Origin of the sequence: Microvirga soli, assembly GCF_016734765.1 — a bacterium.
GTDB classification, from domain to species: domain Bacteria; phylum Pseudomonadota; class Alphaproteobacteria; order Rhizobiales; family Beijerinckiaceae; genus Microvirga; species Microvirga soli.
This window is the reverse complement of sequence record NZ_JAERQE010000002.1, coordinates 270,033-292,065: the sequence shown is the minus strand read 5'-3', so window position 1 is coordinate 292,065 and position 22,033 is coordinate 270,033. Positions and strand designations below refer to the sequence as shown.

20 protein-coding genes are annotated in these 22,033 nt (G+C 62.3%); 9 read left to right on the top strand and 11 right to left on the bottom strand.

Annotated elements, in window-relative coordinates; genetic code table 11:
* Window positions 1-140: 140 nt before the first annotated feature.
* From JKL45_RS03170 to JKL45_RS03155, 4 genes are all read right to left on the bottom strand, one after another.
* The gene (locus JKL45_RS03170; RefSeq protein ID WP_201859652.1) at window positions 141-1,685 is read right to left on the bottom strand and encodes a SpoVR family protein; all 1,545 of its coding nucleotides are present in this window, start codon (window positions 1,683-1,685) and stop codon (window positions 141-143) included.
* Window positions 1,682-2,989 carry a YeaH/YhbH family protein gene (locus tag JKL45_RS03165; RefSeq protein ID WP_201859651.1) on the bottom strand — a complete coding sequence of 436 codons (1,308 nt, stop codon included), beginning with the start codon at window positions 2,987-2,989 and terminating at the stop codon, window positions 1,682-1,684. The genes JKL45_RS03170 and JKL45_RS03165 overlap by 4 nt, the downstream gene beginning before the upstream one ends.
* 29 nt (window positions 2,990-3,018) lie before the next feature.
* A complete protein-coding gene (locus JKL45_RS03160; protein ID WP_201859650.1) occupies window positions 3,019-4,965 on the bottom strand; it encodes a PrkA family serine protein kinase in 1,947 nt (648 codons plus the stop codon).
* A 72-nt stretch (window positions 4,966-5,037) separates the two neighbouring features.
* Entirely contained in the window at window positions 5,038-5,268 is a 231-nt protein-coding gene (locus tag JKL45_RS03155) for a hypothetical protein (protein WP_201859649.1), read from the bottom strand.
* Window positions 5,269-5,513: 245 nt separating this feature from the next.
* On the opposite strand from JKL45_RS03155, the gene JKL45_RS03150 reads away from it, so the two are divergent.
* From JKL45_RS03150 to JKL45_RS03140, 3 genes are read left to right on the top strand one after another with little or no spacing between them, the layout of a single operon-like run.
* Window positions 5,514-6,578 (top strand): NAD(P)-dependent alcohol dehydrogenase, encoded by a 1,065-nt coding sequence (locus JKL45_RS03150; protein ID WP_201859648.1) that lies wholly within the window; start codon window positions 5,514-5,516, stop codon window positions 6,576-6,578.
* 15 nt (window positions 6,579-6,593) lie between these two features.
* Window positions 6,594-8,393 carry a hypothetical protein gene (locus tag JKL45_RS03145; protein ID WP_201859647.1) on the top strand — a complete coding sequence of 600 codons (1,800 nt, stop codon included), beginning with the start codon at window positions 6,594-6,596 and terminating at the stop codon, window positions 8,391-8,393.
* A gap of 58 nt (window positions 8,394-8,451) precedes the next feature.
* Window positions 8,452-9,315 (top strand): YihY/virulence factor BrkB family protein, encoded by an 864-nt coding sequence (locus JKL45_RS03140; RefSeq protein ID WP_201859646.1) that lies wholly within the window; start codon window positions 8,452-8,454, stop codon window positions 9,313-9,315.
* A gap of 55 nt (window positions 9,316-9,370) precedes the next feature.
* On the opposite strand, the gene JKL45_RS03135 is transcribed toward JKL45_RS03140, so the two are convergent.
* Both JKL45_RS03135 and JKL45_RS03130 read right to left on the bottom strand, forming a co-directional pair.
* The gene (locus tag JKL45_RS03135) at window positions 9,371-11,086 is read right to left on the bottom strand and encodes a catalase (protein WP_201859645.1); all 1,716 of its coding nucleotides are present in this window, start codon (window positions 11,084-11,086) and stop codon (window positions 9,371-9,373) included.
* A 230-nt stretch (window positions 11,087-11,316) separates the two neighbouring features.
* Window positions 11,317-11,616, bottom strand: coding sequence for an HlyU family transcriptional regulator (locus JKL45_RS03130; RefSeq protein ID WP_201859644.1), 300 nt, complete (start codon window positions 11,614-11,616; stop codon window positions 11,317-11,319).
* A 191-nt stretch (window positions 11,617-11,807) separates the two neighbouring features.
* On the opposite strand from JKL45_RS03130, the gene JKL45_RS03125 reads away from it, so the two are divergent.
* Genes JKL45_RS03125 through JKL45_RS03115 form a run of 3 tightly spaced genes read left to right on the top strand, consistent with a single transcriptional unit; the run spans window position 11,808 to window position 13,528 of the window.
* Window positions 11,808-12,161 (top strand): DUF6152 family protein, encoded by a 354-nt coding sequence (locus tag JKL45_RS03125; protein WP_201859643.1) that lies wholly within the window; start codon window positions 11,808-11,810, stop codon window positions 12,159-12,161.
* A gap of 5 nt (window positions 12,162-12,166) precedes the next feature.
* A complete protein-coding gene (locus tag JKL45_RS03120; RefSeq protein WP_201859642.1) occupies window positions 12,167-12,634 on the top strand; it encodes a hypothetical protein in 468 nt (155 codons plus the stop codon).
* A gap of 48 nt (window positions 12,635-12,682) precedes the next feature.
* Window positions 12,683-13,528, top strand: coding sequence for a lytic transglycosylase domain-containing protein (locus JKL45_RS03115; protein ID WP_201859641.1), 846 nt, complete (start codon window positions 12,683-12,685; stop codon window positions 13,526-13,528).
* 68 nt (window positions 13,529-13,596) lie between these two features.
* On the opposite strand, the gene JKL45_RS03110 is transcribed toward JKL45_RS03115, so the two are convergent.
* From JKL45_RS03110 to JKL45_RS03100, 3 genes are all read right to left on the bottom strand, one after another.
* Window positions 13,597-14,391 carry a CYTH domain-containing protein gene (locus JKL45_RS03110; protein WP_201859640.1) on the bottom strand — a complete coding sequence of 265 codons (795 nt, stop codon included), beginning with the start codon at window positions 14,389-14,391 and terminating at the stop codon, window positions 13,597-13,599.
* A 402-nt stretch (window positions 14,392-14,793) separates the two neighbouring features.
* Window positions 14,794-16,269 carry an aldehyde dehydrogenase family protein gene (locus JKL45_RS03105; RefSeq protein ID WP_201859639.1) on the bottom strand — a complete coding sequence of 492 codons (1,476 nt, stop codon included), beginning with the start codon at window positions 16,267-16,269 and terminating at the stop codon, window positions 14,794-14,796.
* 2 nt (window positions 16,270-16,271) lie between these two features.
* The gene (locus JKL45_RS03100; protein WP_201859638.1) at window positions 16,272-17,468 is read right to left on the bottom strand and encodes a fumarylacetoacetate hydrolase family protein; all 1,197 of its coding nucleotides are present in this window, start codon (window positions 17,466-17,468) and stop codon (window positions 16,272-16,274) included.
* Window positions 17,469-17,691: 223 nt separating this feature from the next.
* Between JKL45_RS03100 and JKL45_RS03095 the strand changes: the two genes are divergently transcribed.
* Genes JKL45_RS03095 through chrA form a run of 3 tightly spaced genes read left to right on the top strand, consistent with a single transcriptional unit; the run spans window position 17,692 to window position 20,201 of the window.
* Window positions 17,692-17,907: a hypothetical protein gene (locus tag JKL45_RS03095; RefSeq protein WP_201859637.1), complete on the top strand. Its 216-nt coding sequence runs from the start codon at window positions 17,692-17,694 to the stop codon at window positions 17,905-17,907.
* Window positions 17,908-17,960: 53 nt separating this feature from the next.
* Window positions 17,961-18,749 carry an LOG family protein gene (locus JKL45_RS03090; protein WP_201859636.1) on the top strand — a complete coding sequence of 263 codons (789 nt, stop codon included), beginning with the start codon at window positions 17,961-17,963 and terminating at the stop codon, window positions 18,747-18,749.
* 51 nt (window positions 18,750-18,800) lie between these two features.
* On the top strand, window positions 18,801-20,201 hold the full coding sequence (chrA, locus tag JKL45_RS03085; RefSeq protein ID WP_201859635.1) for a chromate efflux transporter: 1,401 nt from the start codon (window positions 18,801-18,803) through the stop codon (window positions 20,199-20,201).
* 40 nt (window positions 20,202-20,241) lie between these two features.
* On the opposite strand, the gene JKL45_RS03080 is transcribed toward chrA, so the two are convergent.
* Window positions 20,242-21,021, bottom strand: coding sequence for an SDR family oxidoreductase (locus JKL45_RS03080; protein ID WP_201859634.1), 780 nt, complete (start codon window positions 21,019-21,021; stop codon window positions 20,242-20,244).
* A gap of 17 nt (window positions 21,022-21,038) precedes the next feature.
* Entirely contained in the window at window positions 21,039-21,950 is a 912-nt protein-coding gene (locus tag JKL45_RS03075; protein WP_376770995.1) for a dihydrodipicolinate synthase family protein, read from the bottom strand.
* Window positions 21,951-22,033 lie beyond the last annotated feature (83 nt).

Genomic DNA, 22,033 nt, shown 5'->3' with positions numbered 1-22,033 from the left:
CCGAGCCCAGGGGAACCTATGATCCTGCGAGTCCCAGGCTTTTTTGCGTCAAAGACGCGCATCGTCCGGAAAAGTGGATCCGGTTTTCGCCGGCGCGGCCTGCGGGGTCCGGTCACGCGATGCGCCAATGCCCCAACCCATCAGAAGAGAGTTTCGTGCGGATGGGCCACGTGCTCCTGGAAGATCGCGCCGGTCGATGGCTCGACCTCCTTGAGCACGACCGCATAGCCCCAGAGATTGGCCACCATCTGCAGCACCCGCTGGGCATCGTCCTTATGGAGGAGGGTCCGGTTGAGCACATGATGGTGGAGGATCAGGCGCCGGTCGCCGGCAAGGTCGACGTCGATCACCTGGATGTCGGGATCGCTCCAGCCGACATCGTAGTGGCGCGACAGGGAGCGCCGCAGTCGGCGATAGCCACGCTCGTCGTGGATGGCCTCGATCCTGAGTTCGGGCTGGTCGGGATCGTCAACAAGATAGAACATGCGCCACTGACGCATCAGATGCGGGCTCAAATACTGCGAGATGAAGCTCTCGTCCCGGTAATTGGCCCAGACATCCCGCAGGACCGCCATGGCGTCGCCGCTGCCGGCGATCTCGGGGAACCACTCCCGATCTTCGGCCGTAGGCTTGATGCAGATGCGCTCGATGTCCTGCATCATGCCGAACCCGAGGGCATAGGGATTGATGCCGCCGTAATGCGGGTCGTCGTATTCCGGCTGGCGCGTGACGTTCGTGTGCGACTGCAGGAACTCCAGAAATGATCCGTCGCTGATCTGCCCCGTCTCGTGCAGGCGGGTCATGATGCGATAATGGCAGTAGGTGGCGCAGCCTTCGTTCATCACCTTGGTCTGCCGCTGGGGATAGAAATACTGCGCGATCTGGCGGACGATGCGCAGGATCTCCCGCTGCCAGGGCTGAAGGCGCGGCGCCGACTTCTCCAGGAAGTACAGGAGGTTTTCCTGCGGCAGCTCGAGGAGGGCGCGGCGGCGCTCGTCGCTCAGTTGCGGCTTTGCGGCGGCACCTTTGGTGGGCACCGTGCGCCAGAGGTCGTTGAAGGTCTGCTCCAGATGAAGATGCCGCTCCTTCTCCCGCCGCTCCTCGGAGCGCAGATCGGGGCGCTTCTTGCGCGGATAGCGGTGGACGCCATGGGACATCAGCGCATGGGCGGCATCGAGCACACGCTCCACGGCAGCGTGACCGTATCGCTCCTCACACCGCGTGATATAGCCCTTTGCGAATTCGAGATAATCCAGGATGCCGTCGGCGTCCGTCCAATCCCGGAAGAGGTAGTTGTTCTTGAAGAAGTGATTATGCCCGAAAGCCGCGTGGGCGATCACGAGCGTCTGCATCGTCGCCGAGTTCTCCTCCATGATGTAGGAGATGCACGGGTTCGAGTTGATGACGATCTCGTAGGCCAACCCCATGAGCCCTTGGCGGTAGCTCGATTCGTGGAGTGCGAATCGCTTGCCGAAGGACCAGTGCTTGTAGAACAGGGGCATGCCGATCGACGCATAGGCGTCCAGCATCTGCTCGGCGGTAATCACCTCGATCTGGTTCGGGTAGACATCGAGCCCCAGTTCCCCGACGCCGATCGCCTCAACGGCATCGTGAATGCGCTGGATGGTGCCGAAATCCCAATCGGCACCCTGGAACAGCAGATGATCGCGTTCCATCACGCTCATGGCACCCTGGCTCCTGCCTCCGCGTCGCGCCGGCGGAAGAGTTCGCGGAAAACGGGATAGATCTCGCGGCGGTGATTCACCTTGCGCATGGCGAGGTTGGCGCCCTGCTCCTGAAGCGTCTCGTAGGTCTGCCACAGGGACGTCTTGTGATTGATGAACCCGGTCTGCATCCGGTCGCTGTCGCTGCCGACCTCAAGATAGGCATAGTACTGGCAGACGGGCAGGATCACGTTGCGCAGGAGCGAGGCGCTCGTGCTGCCGTCATTGGGCGAGTTGTCGCCGTCCGAGGCCTGGGCCGCATAGATGTTCCAGCTGTCCGGGGAATAGCGCTCCTCCACGATCCGCTGCATCTCGCGTAAGGCCGACGAGACCACTGTGCCGCCCGTCTCGGGGCTGTTGAAGAAGGTCTCCTCATCCACCTCCTTCGCCTCGTGGGTGTGCCGGATGAACACGATCTCCACGTGCTTGTAGCGGCGCGTCAGGAAGATGTAGAGCAGCATGTAGAACCGCTTGGCGAGATCCTTCATGTGCTCGGTCATGGAGCCCGATACGTCCATCAGGCAGAACATGACAGCCTGCGCGACCGGCCGCGAGACCGGCTCGAAGCGGCGATAGCGCAGATCGAGGGGATCGATATAGGGGAAGCGCTTGGTGCGCACCTTCAGCTGCTCAAGCTCCTGGTGCAGCGCGGTGAGTTGCTCGGACGGCCCTTCATGCTTTTCGAGCCGTTCGATCTCCTCCTGGAGGCGCAGCAGTTCCTCGGGCTTGGGGCGTCGCATGGCAATGCGCCGCGACAAGGCATTGCGCATGGAGCGCAGCAGCGCCAGATTCACAGGCGATCCGGTGACCGTGTAGCCAGCCCGCCGCATGCCTTGCGTTTCGACCGTTGCAACCCGGCGCTTGGCAAGGTCGGGCAGTTCCAGATCATCGAGAAAGAGGTCGAGGAACTCGTCGCGGGTCAGGGCGAAGCGGAAATCGTCCTCACCCTCCCCACTATCGCCACCAGCCGAACTTCCGCCACCGCCCCTAGGCGGCCGGTCAACCGTATCGCCTTCGATGAAGCGCTTGTTTCCGGGCAGGATGTGGTCGTTCACACCGCCTTCGCCAGAGCGCCGGAAGCTGGGCTCGCGAACACCATCGGCTGGGATCGTGACCTCCCCTCCCCGTTCGAGATCGGTGATGTCCCGGTCTCCTGCGGTCTGGCGCACGGCCCTCTGAATCTGCGCCTTGGCGCGGCGAAGGAAGCGTTGGCGGTTCGCCAGACTCTTGCCCCCTGGGTTGAGGCGCCGGTCGATGATGTACATAGGAACGCCTGATCTGCCTCCGTATTCTGTCAGCCCGCCTGCTTCACCCGCATGTACCACTCCACGAGACGCCGAACTTGGCGCTCGGTGTAGCCACGATCCATCATTCTTGCCACGAACTCCCCGTGCTTCTTCTCCGTCTCGCCGTCCTTCTTGGAGCCGAAGCTGATCACGGGCAGGAGTTCTTCCACCTGGGAGAACATGCGCCGTTCGATGACGTCGCGGATCTTCTCATAGCTGGTCCACGAGGGGTTGCGACCGTTGTTGCCGGCCCGCGCCCGCAGAGAGAACTTGACGACCTCGTTGCGGAAGTCCTTCGGGTTCGCGATGCCCGCCGGCTTCTCGACCTTGGTCAGCTCCTGGTTCAGGAGCTCCCGATTGAGAAGCTGGCCTGTATCGGGATCCTTGAAGTCCTGATCCTCAATCCATGCATCCGCATAGGACACGTAGCGATCGAACAGGTTCTGACCGTAATCGTGATAGGACTCGAGATAAGCCTTCTGGATCTCATGGCCGATGAAGTCGGCATAACGCGGCGCAAGCTCCGCCTTGATAAACTCCAGATAGCGCCGCTCCACGTCCTGCGGCAGCTGCTCGCGCCGCAAGGATTGTTCGAGCACGTACATGAGGTGAACCGGATCCGCCGCAACCTCGATCGTGTCGTGATTGAAGGTGGCGGACAGGACCTTGAAGGCGAAGCGGGTCGAGATCCCGTCCATGCCCTCGTCCACACCGGCCGAGTCCTTGTATTCCTGCAGGCTGCGAGCGCGCGGATCGACCTCGCGCAGGCTCTCGCCGTCATAGACCCGCATCTTGGAATAGAAGTTGGAGTTCTCATGAGCCCGCAGGCGCGAGAGAACCGAGAACCGGGCCAGCATCTCCAGCGTAGCCGGCGCGCAGGGTGCGGCTGCCAGTTCCGAACTGCGGATCAGCTTCTCGTAGATCTTCTGCTCCTCCGTGACCCGCAGGCAATAGGGCACCTTGATCACATAGATGCGGTCGATGAAGGCCTCGTTGTTCTTGTTGGTGCGGAAGGTCTGCCATTCCGCTTCGTTGGAGTGAGCGAGAATGATGCCTGTGAACGGAATGGAGCCGATATTCTCCGTACCGACGTAGTTGCCCTCCTGCGTGGCTGTCAGCAGGGGATGGAGCATCTTGATCGGCGCCTTGAACATCTCGACGAATTCGAGGATGCCCTGGTTCGCCCGGTTGAGACCGCCGGAATAGCTGTAAGCATCGGGATCGTTCTGGGAGAGCGTCTCGAGTTTACGGATATCGACCTTGCCGACCAGGGACGAGATATCCTGGTTGTTCTCGTCGCCCGGCTCCGTCTTGGCGACACCGATCTGCCGCATGCGGGACGGGTTGATCTTGACCACCCGGAACTTGGAAATGTCGCCCTTGAACTCGTCGAGGCGCTTGATCGCCCAGGGGCTGAGCAGGTTGGTCAGCCGCCGCTGAGGAATGCCGTAGCGCTCCTCCAGCACGGAGCCCATCTGCTCCGGATCGAACAATGCGAGCGGACTCTCAAAAACCGGGCTGATCTCGTCGCCGGCTTTCAGAACGTAAATGGGGTTAACCTCCATCAGCGCTTTCAAACGCTCAGCCAGGGAGGATTTGCCGCCGCCGACGGGACCGAGCAGGTAGAGGATCTGCTTGCGCTCCTCAAGGCCCTGGGCTGCGTGGCGGAAGAAGCTGACGATCATCTCGATCGTCTCTTCCATGCCGTAGAATTCGGAGAAGGCCGGATAGACCCGGATGGTGCGGTTCATGAAGATGCGGCCAAGCCGCGCGTCCTTCGAGGTATCGACGAGCTGAGGCTCGCCGATGGCCGCCAGGATGCGCTCAGGGGCGCTTGCATACATCATGGGATCGGTGCGGCACCCTTCCAGGTAGTCCGCCAGGGACATCTCCGCCTCGCGGCGGGTCTCATAGGCTTTCAGGAAACTCGAGAACAGGTCGTCGGAATGAAGCATGGCGCCACCGATATCCAATCCCTCTCAGAGACAACGATTGTGCACCGCTAAGGTTGCCCAGACCATGCGATACTATGATGCGGCCAAATGGTGCGGCATATCCCTTTCGTTGTGGCGGCTGTTGCTCAGGTCGCGACAAATCCGGTTGATCTCGGGTCCGTCCGTGCGACTTGGAAGTTTGCCCGCCCTGACGATCAGGGTCGCGGATTGTGGGCGGAACGGCAAGTTAAAGTTTCTCACCAGCAGCCTGTTTGCAGTGTGCCGCATTGCCGCCTGCACCACGTTGAAGAGACTTTTCTTCAAGTGAGCGCAAGCTCTTACCTAAGATGTGGGAAGACTTGGCCAGCAAGCCAGAATCCGGCGCTTCACTTGCCCGTGACCATGTGGAAAAGCCAGCAGGCGCTGCAATGCAGCAAAAGCCTGTCACCGTGATGAAACAATCCTTGCCTGCGTCGGTTGACGGCGGATCGATGGGGCCTATCGTTTGTAGCGTCCGAATACCTAACGGGACTTACCCCTTCAGTTCGCTCAATCCGGAGAACTTTCCTGTGATCAAAGCTTTCGGCTACGCCGCTCAGGATGCGAGCACACCGCTGTCCCCCTTCAGCTTCGAGCGCCGGGAACCCGGCGAGCGCGACGTTCAGATTGAGATCCTCTATTGCGGCGTCTGCCATTCCGATCTGCACACGGTTCGGGAGGAATGGGGCGGCACGCTTTATCCCTGCCTGCCGGGTCATGAAATCGTGGGCCGCGTCAACCGCGTCGGCTCAGGGGTGCAGAAGTTCAAGGCCGGTGATGTCGTCGGTGTCGGCTGCATGGTGGATTCCTGCCGCACCTGCCGCTCGTGCCGCGAGGGCCTGGAGCAATACTGCGAGGTTGGATTCACCGGCACTTATAACGGCCCGGAGCAGGGCACGGGCGCCAACACCTATGGCGGCTATTCCGACACCATCGTGGTCGATGAGAGCTTCGTCCTGCGGGTACCGGATGGTCTTGATCCGGCGGCAGCGGCGCCTCTCCTGTGCGCCGGCATCACCACGTTCTCGCCCTTGCGCCGCTGGCGCGTTCAAGCTGGGCAGAAGGTCGGTGTCGTGGGCCTTGGCGGCCTCGGTCACATGGCTGTGAAAATCGCCCGCGCCATGGGCGCGCATGTGGTGCTGTTCACTACTTCTCCCAACAAGCGTGAGGATGCCCTGAAGCTGGGCGCTCACGAGGTCGTTGTCTCCAAGGACCGGGAGGCCATGAAGGCGCACCGCAACAGCTTCGATTTCATCCTCGACACGGTTGCGGCTCCGCACGATCTCGACAGCTACCTCGTTCTGCTCGCCCGCGACGGCGCCATGGTGCTCGTGGGGGCTCCCGCCGAACCGCATCCGGCCACCACCGTCTTCAACCTGATCATGAAGCGGCGCCAACTCGCCGGCTCCCTCATCGGCGGCATCGCGGAGACGCAGGAAATGCTCGACTTCTGCGCCCAGCATGGGATCACCGCCGAAATCGAGATCATTCCCATTCAGCAGATCAACGAGGCTTATGAACGAATGCTCAAGAGCGACGTCAAATACCGCTTCGTGATCGACATGGCCTCGCTCAAGCAGGAGGCTGCCGCTTAAAGCCCGGCAGCCTTGATGCTGGTCTACGGCGACATCGAACGAGACGAGACGGTCGGAGCCAAGCAGGCTGCCATCACGGATCATCTGTCGCATGCCTTCTCAATGCCACCCGGCATCGAGCGGCATGGGGCCCTCGTCACCGCCTTCATCAGCGCGAGCGAACTCGTCCAGGGCATCATCGATGCGGAGTTCCACGAGCGTGGCTTCGACGCCCGCACCAAGAGCCATGAGGCAGGGATGGAATGGCTATCCATCCTGGCCCGTGCCATTGGAGAGTCCTGGCGCAGCGGCTTCGGGCAGCTTACCCCCCTGCCCCCTGCTTTCTTCGAGACGCTGCAAAGGTTCGATCCGTCACGCGCCATTCGGGCCAAGCAGGCGGAAGGCTATGCCTTCTATGCCCTCTACCCGGAAAGCTACCTGGAAGCCGCCAGGGCTTCTGGCCTGGGTCCGGATACCCAGGTCATCGGCATCCGCAGCATCGGCACGGGCCTGAGCGCCCTTGTTGCGGCAGATCTCGGCGCGCCCGCTCCCGTCACCCTGCGCCCGGTGGGCCATCCTTTCGAGCGCGAGGTAAGGGTCGATCCGGACCTCACGAAGAGCCTTGTATCCGACAGCCGGAAAGCCTTCGCCATCGTCGACGAGGGTCCAGGCCTGTCGGGCAGTTCGTTCGGAGCCGTGGCCGACTGGCTGGAGGAAGCCGGGGTCTCGCGGCACCAGATCCACTTCTTCCCGAGCCACGGCGGCGCACTCGGTCCGCAGGCGAGCGCCAAGCATCGAGAACGGTGGAACTCCGCTCCGCGCCACCTCGTCGCCATGGACGATCTCCTGCTGCTCGGCCTGCCTACCCATCGGATCCGGAACTGGGTGGAGAGCCTCCTCGGCCCGCTGGATGGCCCTGTGGAGGAGATCTCGGGAGGAGCTTGGCGATCCCGGCGCTACGCGAACAAAAGCTCGTGGCCGCCGGCCAACATCCAGCAGGAACGGCGCAAGTTCCTGGCGCGGGCGAACGGCAAGGCCTGGCTGGTCAAGTTTGTGGGCCTAGGGGAAACCGGCGTCCGGAAGGTCCAGATGGCCCGCCAGCTTCATGAGGCTGGCTTCACCCCGGAGCCCGCCGGCTGCCTGCATGGCTTCCTCGTGGAGCGCTGGCACGAGGAACTGGACGGCCTTGATCGGTCTCGCATCAGCCGTGAGAGCCTTATCGATCAGATCGGCGCCTATCTGGGCTTCCGCGCTCGGCATTGTCCCGCGGCCGCGCACCAGGGCGCCTCCCTCGAGGCGCTGCGCCGGATGGCGATCTACAATGCAGGCCAAGCCCTCGGGGAGGCCACGGCAGCAGCCCTGGAGCAATCCCTGGCAGATCCGGGCATTCTTGAGGGCAAGGCGCACCGGATCTGCACCGACAACCGCCTGCATGCCTGGGAATGGCTCGTTTCAGGCGACAGGGTGATCAAGACGGACGCGCTCGATCACAGCGCCGCCCATGACCTCGTTGGACATCAGGACGTGAGCTGGGACGTGGCTGGCGCCATCGTCGAAATGAACCTCTCCGAGGACGAAACCTCTCGGCTCTGCCAGATCATCCGGCGGGAGAGCGGTCGTCCGGTCGATCAGGCCCTGCTCGCCTTCATGCGTCCCTGCTATCTGGCCTTTCAGCTCGGCGCCCACGTCATGGCGACAGGCGCATTGGGTGAAGGGTCGGAGGTTACCCGCCTGCGCCAGGCCGCCGTCCACTATGGCCGCCTCCTCACCGATCACGTGTCCCGGTTGAGCAGCCCTGAACCTTTGCAGGAACAAGAGGAAGCGCCGGTCAGTTAAACGCCAGGCAACACACTTGCGTGGCCGGACCGATCCGTCCGGCAGGATCGGCTCTTGCATGCTTTCCGAAACATGGCAGCTCTTGAAGGTGGCGCTCTCAGGCTGGTGGAACGACCGCGCCATGAGTCTCGGCGCCTCGATCGCTTTCTTCACGGTTTTCTCACTGGCTCCGATGCTGCTCGCTGCGATTGCAGTCGCTGGGCTCGCTTTTGGCCGGGAGGCGGCACAGGGCGCCATCGTGGCGGAACTCGGCGGCATGATCGGCAACAACGAAGCCTCGGCCCTTGAGGCGATGATTGCCAGCGCCAGCAACGTCGGCTCCGGCATCATCGGCATGACGGTCGGGATCGTCACCTTTCTGCTCCTGGTGACCGGAGCGGTCGTCGAGCTCCAGGACAACCTGAACATCATCTGGAAAGCGAAACCACCCGCCAGCTATGGCGTCATGAGTTTCATCCGCACGCGGTTGGTGAGCCTCGCGCTTGTTCTCGGCATCGGGTTCCTGCTTCTCGTCTCCCTGGTCATCGATACGGGCCTGACGGCTGTCGGATCATACCTCGAGGCGAATTTTTCAGGCGCGACGATCATCCTGCGCTTCCTCAACAGCCTCGTCGCCTTCACCGTCGCCACGCTCCTGTTCGCGATGATCTTCAAGATGCTGCCGACCGTCGATCTCGAATGGGGCGACGTCTGGACGGGAGCGCTTGTGACAGCCCTCCTGTTCACCCTCGGCAAGTTTCTGATCGGCTACTATCTCGGCAAGAGCAACGTGGCCTCGAGCTATGGAGCTGCCGCTTCGATCATCACGATCCTGCTGTGGATCTATTATTCGTCCCTGATCCTGCTCTTCGGCGCGGAATTCACCAAAGCCTACGCGGAAAGCCGAGGGAGCCGAAGGGGGCGTCCAACGATAGAGCCATAACGAAAACGGGCCAGGAATCCCTGACCCGTTCTGTTGTGATCCTGAGCAGTGCTGCCTACTCAGCAGCCTCCTTCGCGGCAGGTTCAGTCGGAACATCGCGCATGCCGCCCAGAACCTCTTCGGCGGAAGCCTTGTAGTTCTTCACGGAACTCGTCCACTGGCCCCAGACGGTCGGATCGATCTTGTCGCCGTTCTTGCCCAGATTCTGCAGGCGACGCTTGTCCTCGTCGGTCAGCACCTGCTTCGGCAGCGGCTGGAGGTTGCGCACGTCGTCGGCCGTGATCCCGATCATCTCGCCCACACGGGTGCCGTAATCGTCATGAACCAGCAGCAGGTGCCACACCATCCGTTCCTGCACATCGCGCTCGCACTGGCCGAGCAGCGTGCCCAGGTTGAGGACGAGGTCATCACGCTCCCAATCCATCATGGTGCAGTAGCGGCCCCGCGCCTGAACGTAGTCATTGCGGCGCTCGAGGACGCTGCGGGTCAGGCGGCCCCTGATCTCAGGTGCGTTGTTCGGCTCCTCGCGGGATGATTCATGCAGGCCGTTATGGATCGACGGCTCGTAGTTCACATGCGGGTTCTGCCCCGGCGCCAGATCGCGGCGGTAGGACATCTGCCCGCCGTTCAGGTTGGTGGAAACCTTGGCGCTCTTGGCCTGGTTCACCGGCAGTTGCAGGTAATTGGTGCCGACGCGATAGCGCTGGGTGTCGGAATAGGAGAATGTCCGGCCTACCAGCATCTTGTCGTCGGAGAAATCGAGCCCGTCCACGAGAACGCCCGTGCCCATGGCGATCTGCTCGTTCTCGTTGAAGTGATCCTGGACGTTGCGGTTGAGCGTCATGACGCCCACATGCCGCAGCGGGAAATCCTTCTCGGGCCAGACCTTGGTGTCGTCGAGCGGATCCCACTCCAACTCCGGATGATCGTGATCCTCCATGATCTGGACGTACATGTCCCATTGCGGGTGCTCGCCCCGCTCGATGGCCTCAAAGAGATCCTTGGAGGCGGAGCCGAGATCCTGGCCCTGCACCTTGGCGGCTTCATCCGCCGTCAGGCTGGCGAGGCCGCAGCGCGGATGGAAATGGTACTTCACCAAAACGGTGTCGCCCTGGGCATTGACCATCTTGTAGGTGTTGACCCCGAAGCCTTCCATGTGCCGGTAGCTCGCCGGAATGCCGCGCGGACTGAACAGGTGTGTCAGCATGTGCATGGATTCCGGGGTCTGGCTCATGAAGTCGAAGATGCGGTTCGGCTCCTGGCGGAACGTGATCGGATCGGGCTTCAGGGAGTGAATGACATCCGGGAACTTGATGGCATCGCGGATGAAGAAGACGGCCAGGTTGTTGCCGACCAGATCCCAGTTGCCGTCCTCGGTATAGAACTTCACGGCAAAGCCGCGCGGGTCCCGGGCCGTCTCGGAGGAATCGCGGCCGCCGATCACGGTGGAGAAGCGGATGGCGAGCGGCGTCTTCTTGCCGGCTTCCTGGAACAGCTTGGCGCGGGTGTATTTGGAAGCGGGCTCGTCGCCGATCTTGCCGGTCACCTCGAGTTCGCCGTAGCAGACGAAGCCACGTGCGTGGACGACGCGCTCAGGAATCCGCTCGCGGTCGAAATGGGTGATCTTCTCGAGGAACTGATAGTTCTCCAGCGTGGCCGGACCACGGCTCCCGACGGTGCGCTGGGACTGGTTGTTGGTGATCGGATGGCCCTGCCGGTTCGTCAGGACTTGGTCCGTCGTTCCCGACGGTGCTTTGGGGCTCTTGTCCATGGCTTTCTCCTTTGAATAGGTGTTTGGCGGCAATGCGCCTTCTGAAAGACCTTAGAAGGTCTGCAATCATCAATGCCAATCGATATTTTTAGGGTTGTCGATCAGTTTATCTGATCGGACCTGTCAGTGCGCTACCGCATGTTTGCGGAGGCAACATCCGGAGCCGGCATTAGTTTCGCCCAGACGCAAATGACGCGTCGAGGATCTCGAGCCCTACCCGTCTGTAAGGCTCAGCCGAAGATGCGGTCACCCTGCTCGTCGATGATCTGCTTGCCCTTCATAATCGCGAAGGCGGTCGCCTCATCCTTGCTCGGATGGGTCTCGGCACGCACGAAGCGGTGCTTCCTCATGCCGGTTTCGGAGTCCTTTTCGATGATCCCTGCCGTCTGGTACCCGCCCTTGGCCGAATAGGGCGCGGGACGGATCCGGAAGCCCTTGTACTCGACCGCCTCGGCAGCAGGCTCCTCGTGGCCGCTCGCGCCACCTCCGCCTGCAAAGCGGTTCCAGAGGTCTTTCAGGATCGACGGCATGGGCCAACTCAAGCTGTGATGATTCGTGAGGCGAAGCATAGTCGGGCCTTGGCCGATGAGCGAATCCTGACCGTCCCATCACGATCCGATGATCAGCCTAAACCTATGCGCATCAATGCCTTGACGGCGGCTGAACTGCAGTCGACTCTGCAGGACAATATGCCGTCTGCAAGCCGCAGGAGCCCACGATCATGAAATATCCTCTGTTCGGATTGTTCTTCTCCGGGGCTCTCCTGACCGGTGGCATCGCCGTCGCGCATCATGGCTGGGGGAGCTACGACGCGGGCCGGCTCGTTTCGATCACCAGCAATGTCCAGAAAGCCAATTGGGAAAACCCTCATGTGACAGTAGTCGTCACCCATGAGAACAAAAACTGGGACGCGGTGCTGGCGCCGCCCTTCCGGATGAGCGCGAGAGGCTTGAACCCGGACATGATCAAGCCTGGAACATCGGTCAGGCTTGAGGGCTATCCGTTGACCCGCGAGGAGACGGAGATCAGGGCCGAGCGCATCATCGTTGACGGCAAGACCTACGAACTGCGCTAGGCCCCATGTATCTGGACCTGCTCGCAGCCCTGGAAGGCTCCTGGCTGGGCCATGTGGGGCGACATTCCGCATGGCTTTATACGACCGCGAACCTGCTGCATGTGCTCGGGGCCGCCTTCGTGGTCGGCGGCATTGCCGTCTTCGACATCAAGGTGCTGGCGGAGCGTGGCAAACACGCTTGGCAGGTAGGGCGCCATGCCATCCCCCTTGCGGCGGCCGGTCTCGTTCTGCAGATCCCGACGGGCGTGCTTCTGCTTGCCGTGGAGGCCCGTGCGCTCGGAACCAACCCTGCCTTCTATGTAAAGCTCGCGTTCATCACGCTGGGCCTCGTCAATGTCGCGCTCTTTCATGCCCGCTTCGGATCGGCCCTGCGCACTGGTGCCCTGCCGCCGGAAGCCCGTGCCTATGCTCTCATCTCGCTCCTCGCATGGGTCGTCACACTCTTGGCAGGACGCATGATCGCCTATCTGTAGCCTGGCACCATCTGGTATCACCTGACCCCATTCATCACTGAGGTGTTCATGCGCTTGCAGCTGGCGCTTTGCGGAATCCTTCTTTGCTGCAGCGCAGGCTCAGCGCACTCTCAGTCGTCAGGCGAAACCGTCGAGCAGGCCCTGTGCCGGCTGATCGAGGGCGCTGCGCGGGTCCAGAAAATCCCCCGCGACCTGCTCACCAGGCTGATCTGGCAGGAAAGCTCTTTCCGGTCGAATGTGGTCAGCCCCGCAGGGGCGCAAGGCATCGCACAGTTCATGCCTGGCACGGCCAAGGAACGCGGATTGACCGATCCCTTCGATCCTGAGCAGGCGATCCCGAAGGCCGCAGAGTTCATCGCCCATCTTGCACAGCAATTCGGCAATCTGGGCTTGGCTGCCGCTGCCTATAACGGCGGCCCGGCGCGCGTCGCCTCGTGGCTGGCCGGTCGGGGAGGATTGCCGGCGGAAACACAAAACTACGTTGTCAGCGTGACAGGCCGCTCGGCGGAGGAATGGGCCTCCGACGCACGGGACAAGAAGGATGCCGATCGAGAGACCTCCGATACTGAGCCGCAGACATGCCTGCAGATCGTCGCCACTTTGCGGGTGCCCGGTCGTGGCGACACGTTCGAGCCACCCTTTGCCCCCTGGGGCGTTCAGCTTGCCGGCAATTTCTCGAAGGACAGAGCGCTGGCCAGCTTCAGGCGTGCAAGTCGGACATATGCGTCACTGATCAAGGATTCGCGGCCCATGATCATCGGCACACGCCTGCGCTATCGCGGGAGCCGGACCTTCTATCGCGTGCGCGCACCGGCCGAGACGCGGCAGGCGGCGGAGCAGCTGTGCCGGGACATCCGCTCGGCCGGAGGAAGCTGCATCGTCTTGCCGAGCTAAAGAACTTGCCGAGCTAAAGAAAATGCCCCTCGGCGTTTCCACCGAGGGGCTTTCCGGAATGACCGAGATCAGCGGCGCTGGGGCCGGAGCGAACGGGCCAGTTCACGGATGACATTGTCCTCAATGTTGAGGTTCAAATCGTTGTCGTCGTTGTTGTCGTCATCATCGCGCAGGTCGGCATCCGCCGGAGCGGCGGGCCTGGACAGAACACCGCGTTGCGAGGCCGCCGGCCTCTCGCCGGCTTGGGCTGCAGGAGGCGACGGAGGTGCATTTCGCTGACCACCGCCCTGCTCGACAGGATTGCGGGCGGGTGTGTGAGTCGTATAGCCCCTTGGCGCCACATAGCGGTTTTCCAGAGCATCGAGCAGGCTGTTGAGAGCCGCGTTCGACATCGGCACGTCCGGCGCCTGAGGGGCGCCCTCCAGCGCGATGGAGCGGTTTTGATAGGCCACTTCCGTCGTGACGTCCGCACCGAACCAGGACAGGGGGCGGAAATCCCGGGCCTCGTCCTCGCTCTCGAAGAACACGGAAATCAGGTCCAGGGGACCCGGCGTCACGAAGCGGAGAATCTGGATATCGCGGGTGCCGACTGTCAGGTGGGTGAGCAGGTAATCCAGCTTGCCCGGTGTCACGTCGAGAAGCGCCTCGGCATGAGCCCGTGGAACCTCGGTGCGCTCCTCGATCGGTCCGCCAGAACTGGTGTGAACCAGAACGAGGCTGCCCTTGTCACCTTCGACGACTACGAAGGAGCTGCGGTCGGCCTGATTGGGGAAGTGGCCTTCCGTGACACGATTGCCTCCTCGCTCCTTGCGGATGAGACGCGCAAGGGAGGAAGCAATGAGGTAACGCCGGGAAGTAACCATATTAAGTTCTCTACTATTAACGGAGCGCCACGCACCAGCTCGAAGAACTTGCAGCAGTCTGACTTAAAACAACGAAGTTACAATTCATACTCCAGAGGCAACTCGCCTGGGTTCGACATGCAACAACGTTTGATACTGCGGAAATTCGAGCGTGTAAGCGAAATCTCTTGAAAGCCTATGATGGCGTTCGCGTGGCAAAGTTCAATGGATGTGGCAAAAAGCTGCCAGAGTTTTGTCGATAGAGTTAATGGAGCTCAATTCATGTGCTCCAATGTTCACCCAACGAGCTTTTCGAGCTCGAGCGGCTCTTAATTCCGAGGATCAGTCCATCACATAGGTTAAGCTCCGGCACCTTATTGAAGATGCCGGAGCCGGAATGCTTTGCGTCTTGAAGTCGTAAGGTTACTCGCTTGCTGTGGTCTTCGGCACGTAGGGTGAGTTTCCGTCGAAGGTGTAGGCGGTTTTCACCGTGGTGTAGAACTCGGCGGCATACCGGCCCTGCTCGCGCGGACCATACGACGAGCCTTTCCGACCACCGAACGGTACATGGTAGTCCACGCCGGCTGTCGGCAGGTTCACCATCACCATGCCGGCTTCCGCATTGCGCTTGAAGTGCGAGGCATATTTCAGGCTCGTGGTGCAGATGCCGGACGACAGCCCGAACGGCGTGTCATTGGCGATCTCCAGCGCCTCTTCATAGTCCTTGGCTCGGATGACCGTCGCCACAGGCCCGAAGATCTCCTCACGCGCCACCCGCATCCGGTTGTCCACCTCCGTGAACAGGGCCGGCTCCAGATAGAAACCGGGCGCATCGCGCTTCAGAAGCTCGCCGCCCGCCACCAGCTTGGCGCCTTCTTCCTGGCCGATGCGGATGTACTTCAGGTCCTGGTCGAGCTGGCCCTGATCCACCACCGGGCCGATATGGGTGCCGGCCTTCAGGGCATCGTCCACCACCAGGCCGGCCATGCGCTCCTGCATGGCGGCCACGAAGCGGTCGTGGATGCCCTCGGTCACGATCAGCCGCGAGGAGGCGGTGCAGCGCTGGCCGGTGGAGAAGAAGGCCGAGTTGACGGCGCAGTCCACCGCAACCTTCAGGTCAGCATCGTCGAGCACTACCATGGGGTTCTTGCCGCCCATCTCGAGCTGCAGCTTCTTCATGGGATCGGCCGTGATGCAGGTCTGAGCCACGCGGCGTCCTGTGGGCACGGAGCCGGTAAACGAGATGGCCGAGACCTTGGGGCTCTGCAGCATGGCTTCGCCCACCACCGAGCCCTTACCCATCACCAGGTTGAACACGCCGGCCGGCACGCCGGCCCGGATGATGATCTCGGAGAGCGCGTGGGCCGAGCCCGGCACGAGCTCGGCAGGCTTGAACACCACCGTGTTGCCGTAGGCAAGCGCCGGGGCGATCTTCCAGGCCGGAATGGCGATGGGGAAATTCCAGGGCGTGATCAGGCCGATCACGCCTACCGGCTCGCGGGTGATCTCCACGTCGATGAGCGGGCGCACGGATGGCAGCTTCTCGCCCGCCAGACGCAGGCACTCGCCGGCGAAGAAGTGGAAGATCTGGGCCGCGCGGGTAACCTCACCGATACCCTCGGGGAGCGTCTTGCCCTCCTCGCGGGAGAGCAGGCGTCCGAGCTCCTCCTTGCGGGCCAGGATCTCGTCGCCGACGCTCTTCAGGATATCGTGGCGCTGCTGGATCGAGGAGCGCGACCAGGCCGGAAAGGCGTCATAAGCAGCAGCAATCGCGCGCTCGGCCTCTGCCGCCGAGGCGCGGGCGAACTCGCCCAACACATCCTGCGTGTTCGACGGATTGATGTTCGGCGAGGCCTCCGATGCGGCAAGCCACTCGCCCGCAATATAATTCTTCGTCATCGTTAACCTGCCTGTTTGGTGTTGATGAGGCCCCGCTGGGCCAGGTTGGACATGAGTGCGCGGATACCGAAGGTCCAGGGCTCACATTCGGAGCTCGGCTTCATTCGGTTGACGAGCGCCCCAAGCTTGGGAGCCGCGATGGTAACGACGTCACCATGCTTGTGGGTAAAGCCCATGCCAGGCTCGCCCCGATCCTGCGTGGGAGCAAACATGGTTCCCAGGAACAGCGCAAAACCGTCCGGGTATTGATGGTGCGGTCCAACGGTCTGTTCAACCAGATCCTCGGGATCGCGGCTGATCTTCGTGATCGAGGACGAGCCTTCGAGCCTGAACCCGTCCTCCCCTTCCACCGTGAGCGTCACCGTGGTCTGGCGCACATCATCGAGAGAGAAGGTCTCGTCGAAGAAGCGGACGAAAGGACCGACCGAGCAGGACGCGTTGTTGTCCTTCGCCTTCGAGAGCAGCAGAGCAGACCGCCCTTCGAAATCGCGCAGGTTCACGTCGTTGCCGAGCGTGGCGCCCACGATTTTTCCTTGAGCCGTGACAATCACCACCACTTCCGGCTCAGGGTTATTCCATGTGGATTTGGGATGCAGGCCCGCATCCATGAAGGCCCCGACGGAGGAGAGGGTCGGGGCTTTGGTGAAGACCTCCGCGTCCGGCCCGATGCCGACCTCGAGATACTGGCTCCAGGCACCCTGCGCCATAAGGACTTCTTTGAGCGCCATGGCCTCAGTGGAGCCCGGCTTGAGACGGCTGAGATCGTCGCCCACGAGTCGCAGAACCTCGGCCCGAATCTCCGCTGCAGCGCTGGCATCGCCGCGTGCCCGCTCCTCGATGACACGCTCCAGCATGGAGACCGCGAACGTGACACCGGCAGCCTTGATGACCTGAAGGTCGATGGGAGCCAGGAGCCAAGGCTTCGAAGGGTCTCGCCTGTCGGGGGCCGTATTCATGGCAATGTCTTCCAGCGAGCCGACCCTCTCGCCCTGGGCGGCCTTCACGGCACGCGCCGGGTCGTCCATGGCGGCAAGATCGCTGACCGTGGAGCATGCGGCGGAGATGTCGAAGAGGCCATCCTCTCTGACGGCCACCACCGACGGTCCCAGGCCGGGACGCCAGACACGCCCGACGAGCGCACCCTGGAACCCATCTTCCGGCAGAATACGGGCAATGTTCGTTGAAGACAGGTGGTCCATCGGCTGGCGCTCGCTTTCCTTGAGAGCTGTGCTTCGCCCTCTTTCCTTGTGTGCCTTTGATATAGCGAGCATGCCGCAAGGGGCTATAGGGAAAATTCATTGCAGCCTTGCCCTGCAGGGAGGGCTCGGAACAAACCCGGTTCATCCTCCGTTCGCAGCCTAGTTACGCCACTGCGATGCCGTGGAGGTGCCGGCCGGCGCCGAGCCAGGAAGGATGCGAGAAATGTCCCATACACCGTCTCCCAATCCGCAGCCCGATGTTCCCGATCCGATGCCCCAGCCCGTGCATCCCGATCCCGGCCCGGCCGGCATTCCGGGCCCTCAGGAGCCGGTTGGCGTCCCGCCGGTCACGCCCAATGACGCTCCCAGCCCGGCCGAGCCGGTGGGTATTCCCCCCTCGGGACCTCAGGAACTCCCAATCGGCCCGATGGGGAATTAACGCCGCGCTGAAACTGTGCTTTGTGCGTGGCCGGGTCAAAGGAGCCCTACCCCATGGATGACAGCAAGCGCTCGGTTGCGGCGAATATGGCCTCGCCCTCCTACCGCCTGGCAGCACTCGACCAGGATTTCCTGCTCGGCGATTCCACGCGGGGTGTGCGGTTCATGCTGGAATACGCAAAGGCCGAGGAGAGCCTGCGGACCTGGGGCGTGCGATCCACTATCGTGGTGTTCGGCAGCGCCCGCATCCGGGAGGACGGGCCCGGCCGGCACCCGTTCTGGTATCAGGAGGCGCGCTCCTTCGGCGCCATCGCATCGCAACGCGGCGGCGCGATGACGGTCACCAGCGGGACACGCGACAACGTCATCGCGACGGGTGGCGGACCCGGCATCATGGAAGCCGCCAACCGGGGGGCGTTTGACGTAGGTGCACCGTCGATCGGCTTCAACATCACCCTGCCGCACGAGCAGGAGCCCAATGCCTATTCGACCCCGGACCTGACTTTTCGCTTCCATTATTTCGCGATGCGCAAGATGCATCTGGCGATGCGGGCCAATGCCCTCGTGGTATTCCCCGGAGGCTTCGGCACCTTGGACGAACTGTTCGAGTTCCTGACCCTCCGGCAGACGGGCAAGGCCCCGCCCTTGCCCATCGTGCTCTTCGACAAAAGCTACTGGCAATCCGTCATCAAGCTCGACGCTCTCCTTGAGCACGGCATGATCAGCGAGAGGGATCCCGACCTGATCAATTTCGCCGATACGGCGGAAGATGTGTGGACCGCATTGATCGAAAACGGCCTTGTGGTTCAGACGCTCGACAGGCAACCCGATCAGGACTTTTGATGCCTGCACGGTTGCATTACATGTGATCGGCCTCAGGAGCTTTGCCTTAAAATGAACGGGACCGTGCAAGGTTCGACGAGTGCCAGTCCTCAAGACCGGCCTGATCATGGCGTCTCCTTAAGCGAAGCCTTCCGGGTCTGGCTGCGCGTCGCTGCCCTGAGCTTCGGCGGGCCCGCAGGCCAGATTGCCGTGATGCATCGCATCCTGGTCGAGGAGAAGCGCTGGATTTCGGAGAGCCGGTTCCTTCATGCGCTCAACTACTGCATGCTGCTGCCGGGCCCGGAGGCGCAGCAGCTTGCCACCTATGTGGGTTGGCTCATGCACCGTACTCTCGGCGGCATCATGGCCGGCGGCCTGTTCATCCTGCCGGGCATCATCGCCATCATGGGCCTGAGCTGGATCTATGCGCTCTATGGAAAGGTCGGCTTCGTCGCGGCGTTTTTCTTCGGCCTGAAGGCGGCCGTGCTCGCCATCGTCCTCGAAGCGGTGGTGCGGATCGGCAAACGGGCGCTCAAGAACCGGGTCCTGATCGGGATTGCGGCGGCTGCCTTCGTGGCGATCTTCTTTCTCGAAGCTCCCTTTCCGCTGATCATCCTCGCCGCCGGTTTGGTGGGCTTCTTTGGGGGAAAGGCAAACCTGCCGCAGTTTCAGGTCGGTGGGCATGGCGGTCACAGTGCAGAGGAAAATGACAACCTACTCGGAGAGCATCTGCCGGATCACGCCAGACCCAACACAGGACGAAGCCTCAGCATCGCCGCCGTATGGCTGGCACTCTGGCTGGTTCCGGTTGGCGCCCTTCTGCTGCTCCTCGGCGGTGGCCACGTATTCAGCCAGATCGCGATCTTCTTCTCCAAAATGGCCATGGTGACCTTTGGTGGCGCCTACGCGGTTCTGGCCTATGTTGCGCAGCAAGCAGTGGAGACCTATGGCTGGCTGCGGCCCGGCGAGATGCTGGACGGCCTCGGCATGGCTGAAACGACCCCCGGACCCTTGATCATGGTGCTGCAATTCGTAGGCTTCATGGCGGCCTTCCGGGATGCAGGCGCCCTTCATCCGCTTATCGCAGGCACACTGGGCGGCCTTCTCGCTACATGGGTGACCTTTGCACCCTGCTTCCTCTGGATCTTCCTCGGCGCTCCCTACATCGAGGTTTTGCGTGGCAATCGCTCCTTAAGCGGTGCATTGACGGCCATTACGGCTGCCGTTGTGGGCGTGATCCTGAACCTTGCCATCTGGTTCGGCGTCCACACGATCTTCAGGGATCTCCGCCCCATAGAATGGGGGATCCTCAACTTCGACGCACCTGTCTGGCAGAGCGTGGATCTCTGGGCACTGCTGCTCTCAGGCGCAGCCATCGTCGCCATGTTCCGCTTGAACGTCGGAATGCTGACGACTCTCACTGCGACATCGATTGCCGGAATTGCGCTCTATGCGGCCGGGATCATCGCGTGAGAGTACGGGTGAGGCAATGTCTCGCCTCACCCGTACTTCATCAGGTCACGGACGAGATCTGGCCGCCATCGACGCGCAGGATCGAGCCCGTCATGAACGAGGCCTTCTCGCTGGCGAGGAACACGGCGGCGGCCGCGAACTCCTCGATCTCGCCATAGCGACCCGCCGGAATGCCGGCACGAGCGGCGGCAGCTACATCCTCAACGGAGCGGCCCGTGCGCTCGGCATTGGCGGCATCGAGCTGCTTCAGGCGATCCGTGGCGATGCGGCCCGGCGCAATCGCATTCACCGTCACGCCCGAAGACGCCACTTCGCTCGCCAGGGTCTTGCCCCAACCCACGAGAGCGGGACGGATGGCGTTTGAGATGGCGAGGTTCGGGATCGGCTGGATCACCCCGGATGAGATCACCGAGATGATGCGGCCGAACTTGCGCTCGATCATGCCGGGCAGCAGTTGATCGGCGATACGCACGAGATTGACGAACATCGCATCGAACGATTGACGCCACTGATCGGACGACACCCCTTGAGCCTTGCCGGGCGGCGGACCGCCGCTGTTGAGCACGAGGATGTCGACACCGCCTAGGGCCTCCGTCACGTCCTTGACCAGCGCGTCGACCTGATCGACCTTGCCCGTGTCGCAGATGAACGGCAGAACGTCTTTACCGATCTTGTCCGCAGCGGCTTTCGAGCCTTCCATCGTGCGGCTCGCGATGGCGACGCGAGCGCCCTCTTCCGCCAATCCTTGAGCGATGCCGAAGCCCAAACCCTTGCTCGCGCCGAGAACGAGCGCGCGCTTCCCTTCCAATCCTGTCTTCATCTGTGATTCCCCTGTTTTTAAGCGCGCTCAATGCGCTCCATCAGCCATTCGATATCGGCAATCGTTTCCGGGCTCAGCTTCGGCCCGGGCTTGCGCAGCGTGTCGGTCGCGATGATGCCGCGCCGCTTCAGCACGTATTTGCGTACAGCCAGCCCCACGCCGGGCTGCGTCTCGTAGCGCACCAGCGGCAGATGGCGGTCGAAGAGGTCATGCGCCTCTGCCCGCTTGCCCTGGTTGATGAGGTTGACCACGCCCACCAGCATTTCGGGATAGGCATAGCCCGTCATGGCGCCGTCGGCACCGCGTTCCATTTCGAAGGGCAGGAACATGCCGCCGTTGCCGCACAGGATCGACACGCGGCGCGCTTGGCCGGCATCGCTCGCGCGGCGCAGCGTGGTGATCTTATCGAGGCCTGGCCAGTCTTCGTGTTTCAGCATGACGCAGGAGGGGCTCTGCTCGATGATGCGCATGATCACCTTGGGCGTCATGACCACGTTCGTCGTGAGCGGGTAATCCTGGAGCACCCATGGCACATCTGCGCCAATGGCTTCGACAGCATCGGCGTAATAGGAGACGATCTGATCGTCGGTCTTCAGGGTCGAGGGCGGGGCGATCATGACGCCGGCTGCGCCTGCATCCATAGCCTTGGAGGAGAGCCCCGACATGGCGGCAAAGCCTGCAGCCGAGACACCGACGACGACCGGAACGCGCCCTGCCACTGTCTTGATCACTTGGCGCGCAAAGGCCAGCGCCTCGTCAGCCGCGAGCTTCGGCGCCTCGCCCATGATGCCGAGGATGGTGAGCCCCGTGGCTCCGGCCTTCAGATAGGCCTCCACCATCCGGTCGGTGGAGGCTTCATCCACCCGTCCATCGCTCTCGAAGGGTGTAGGACAGATGACATAAACGCCGGCGGCTGAACTGGTGAGCAAGGCTTCCTCCATGGCAGAGCTTGGCAAAGGGTCAGGGGACCCTCATACACCTGCTTTCCGCCCGGCGCACTACCCTTCCAGGG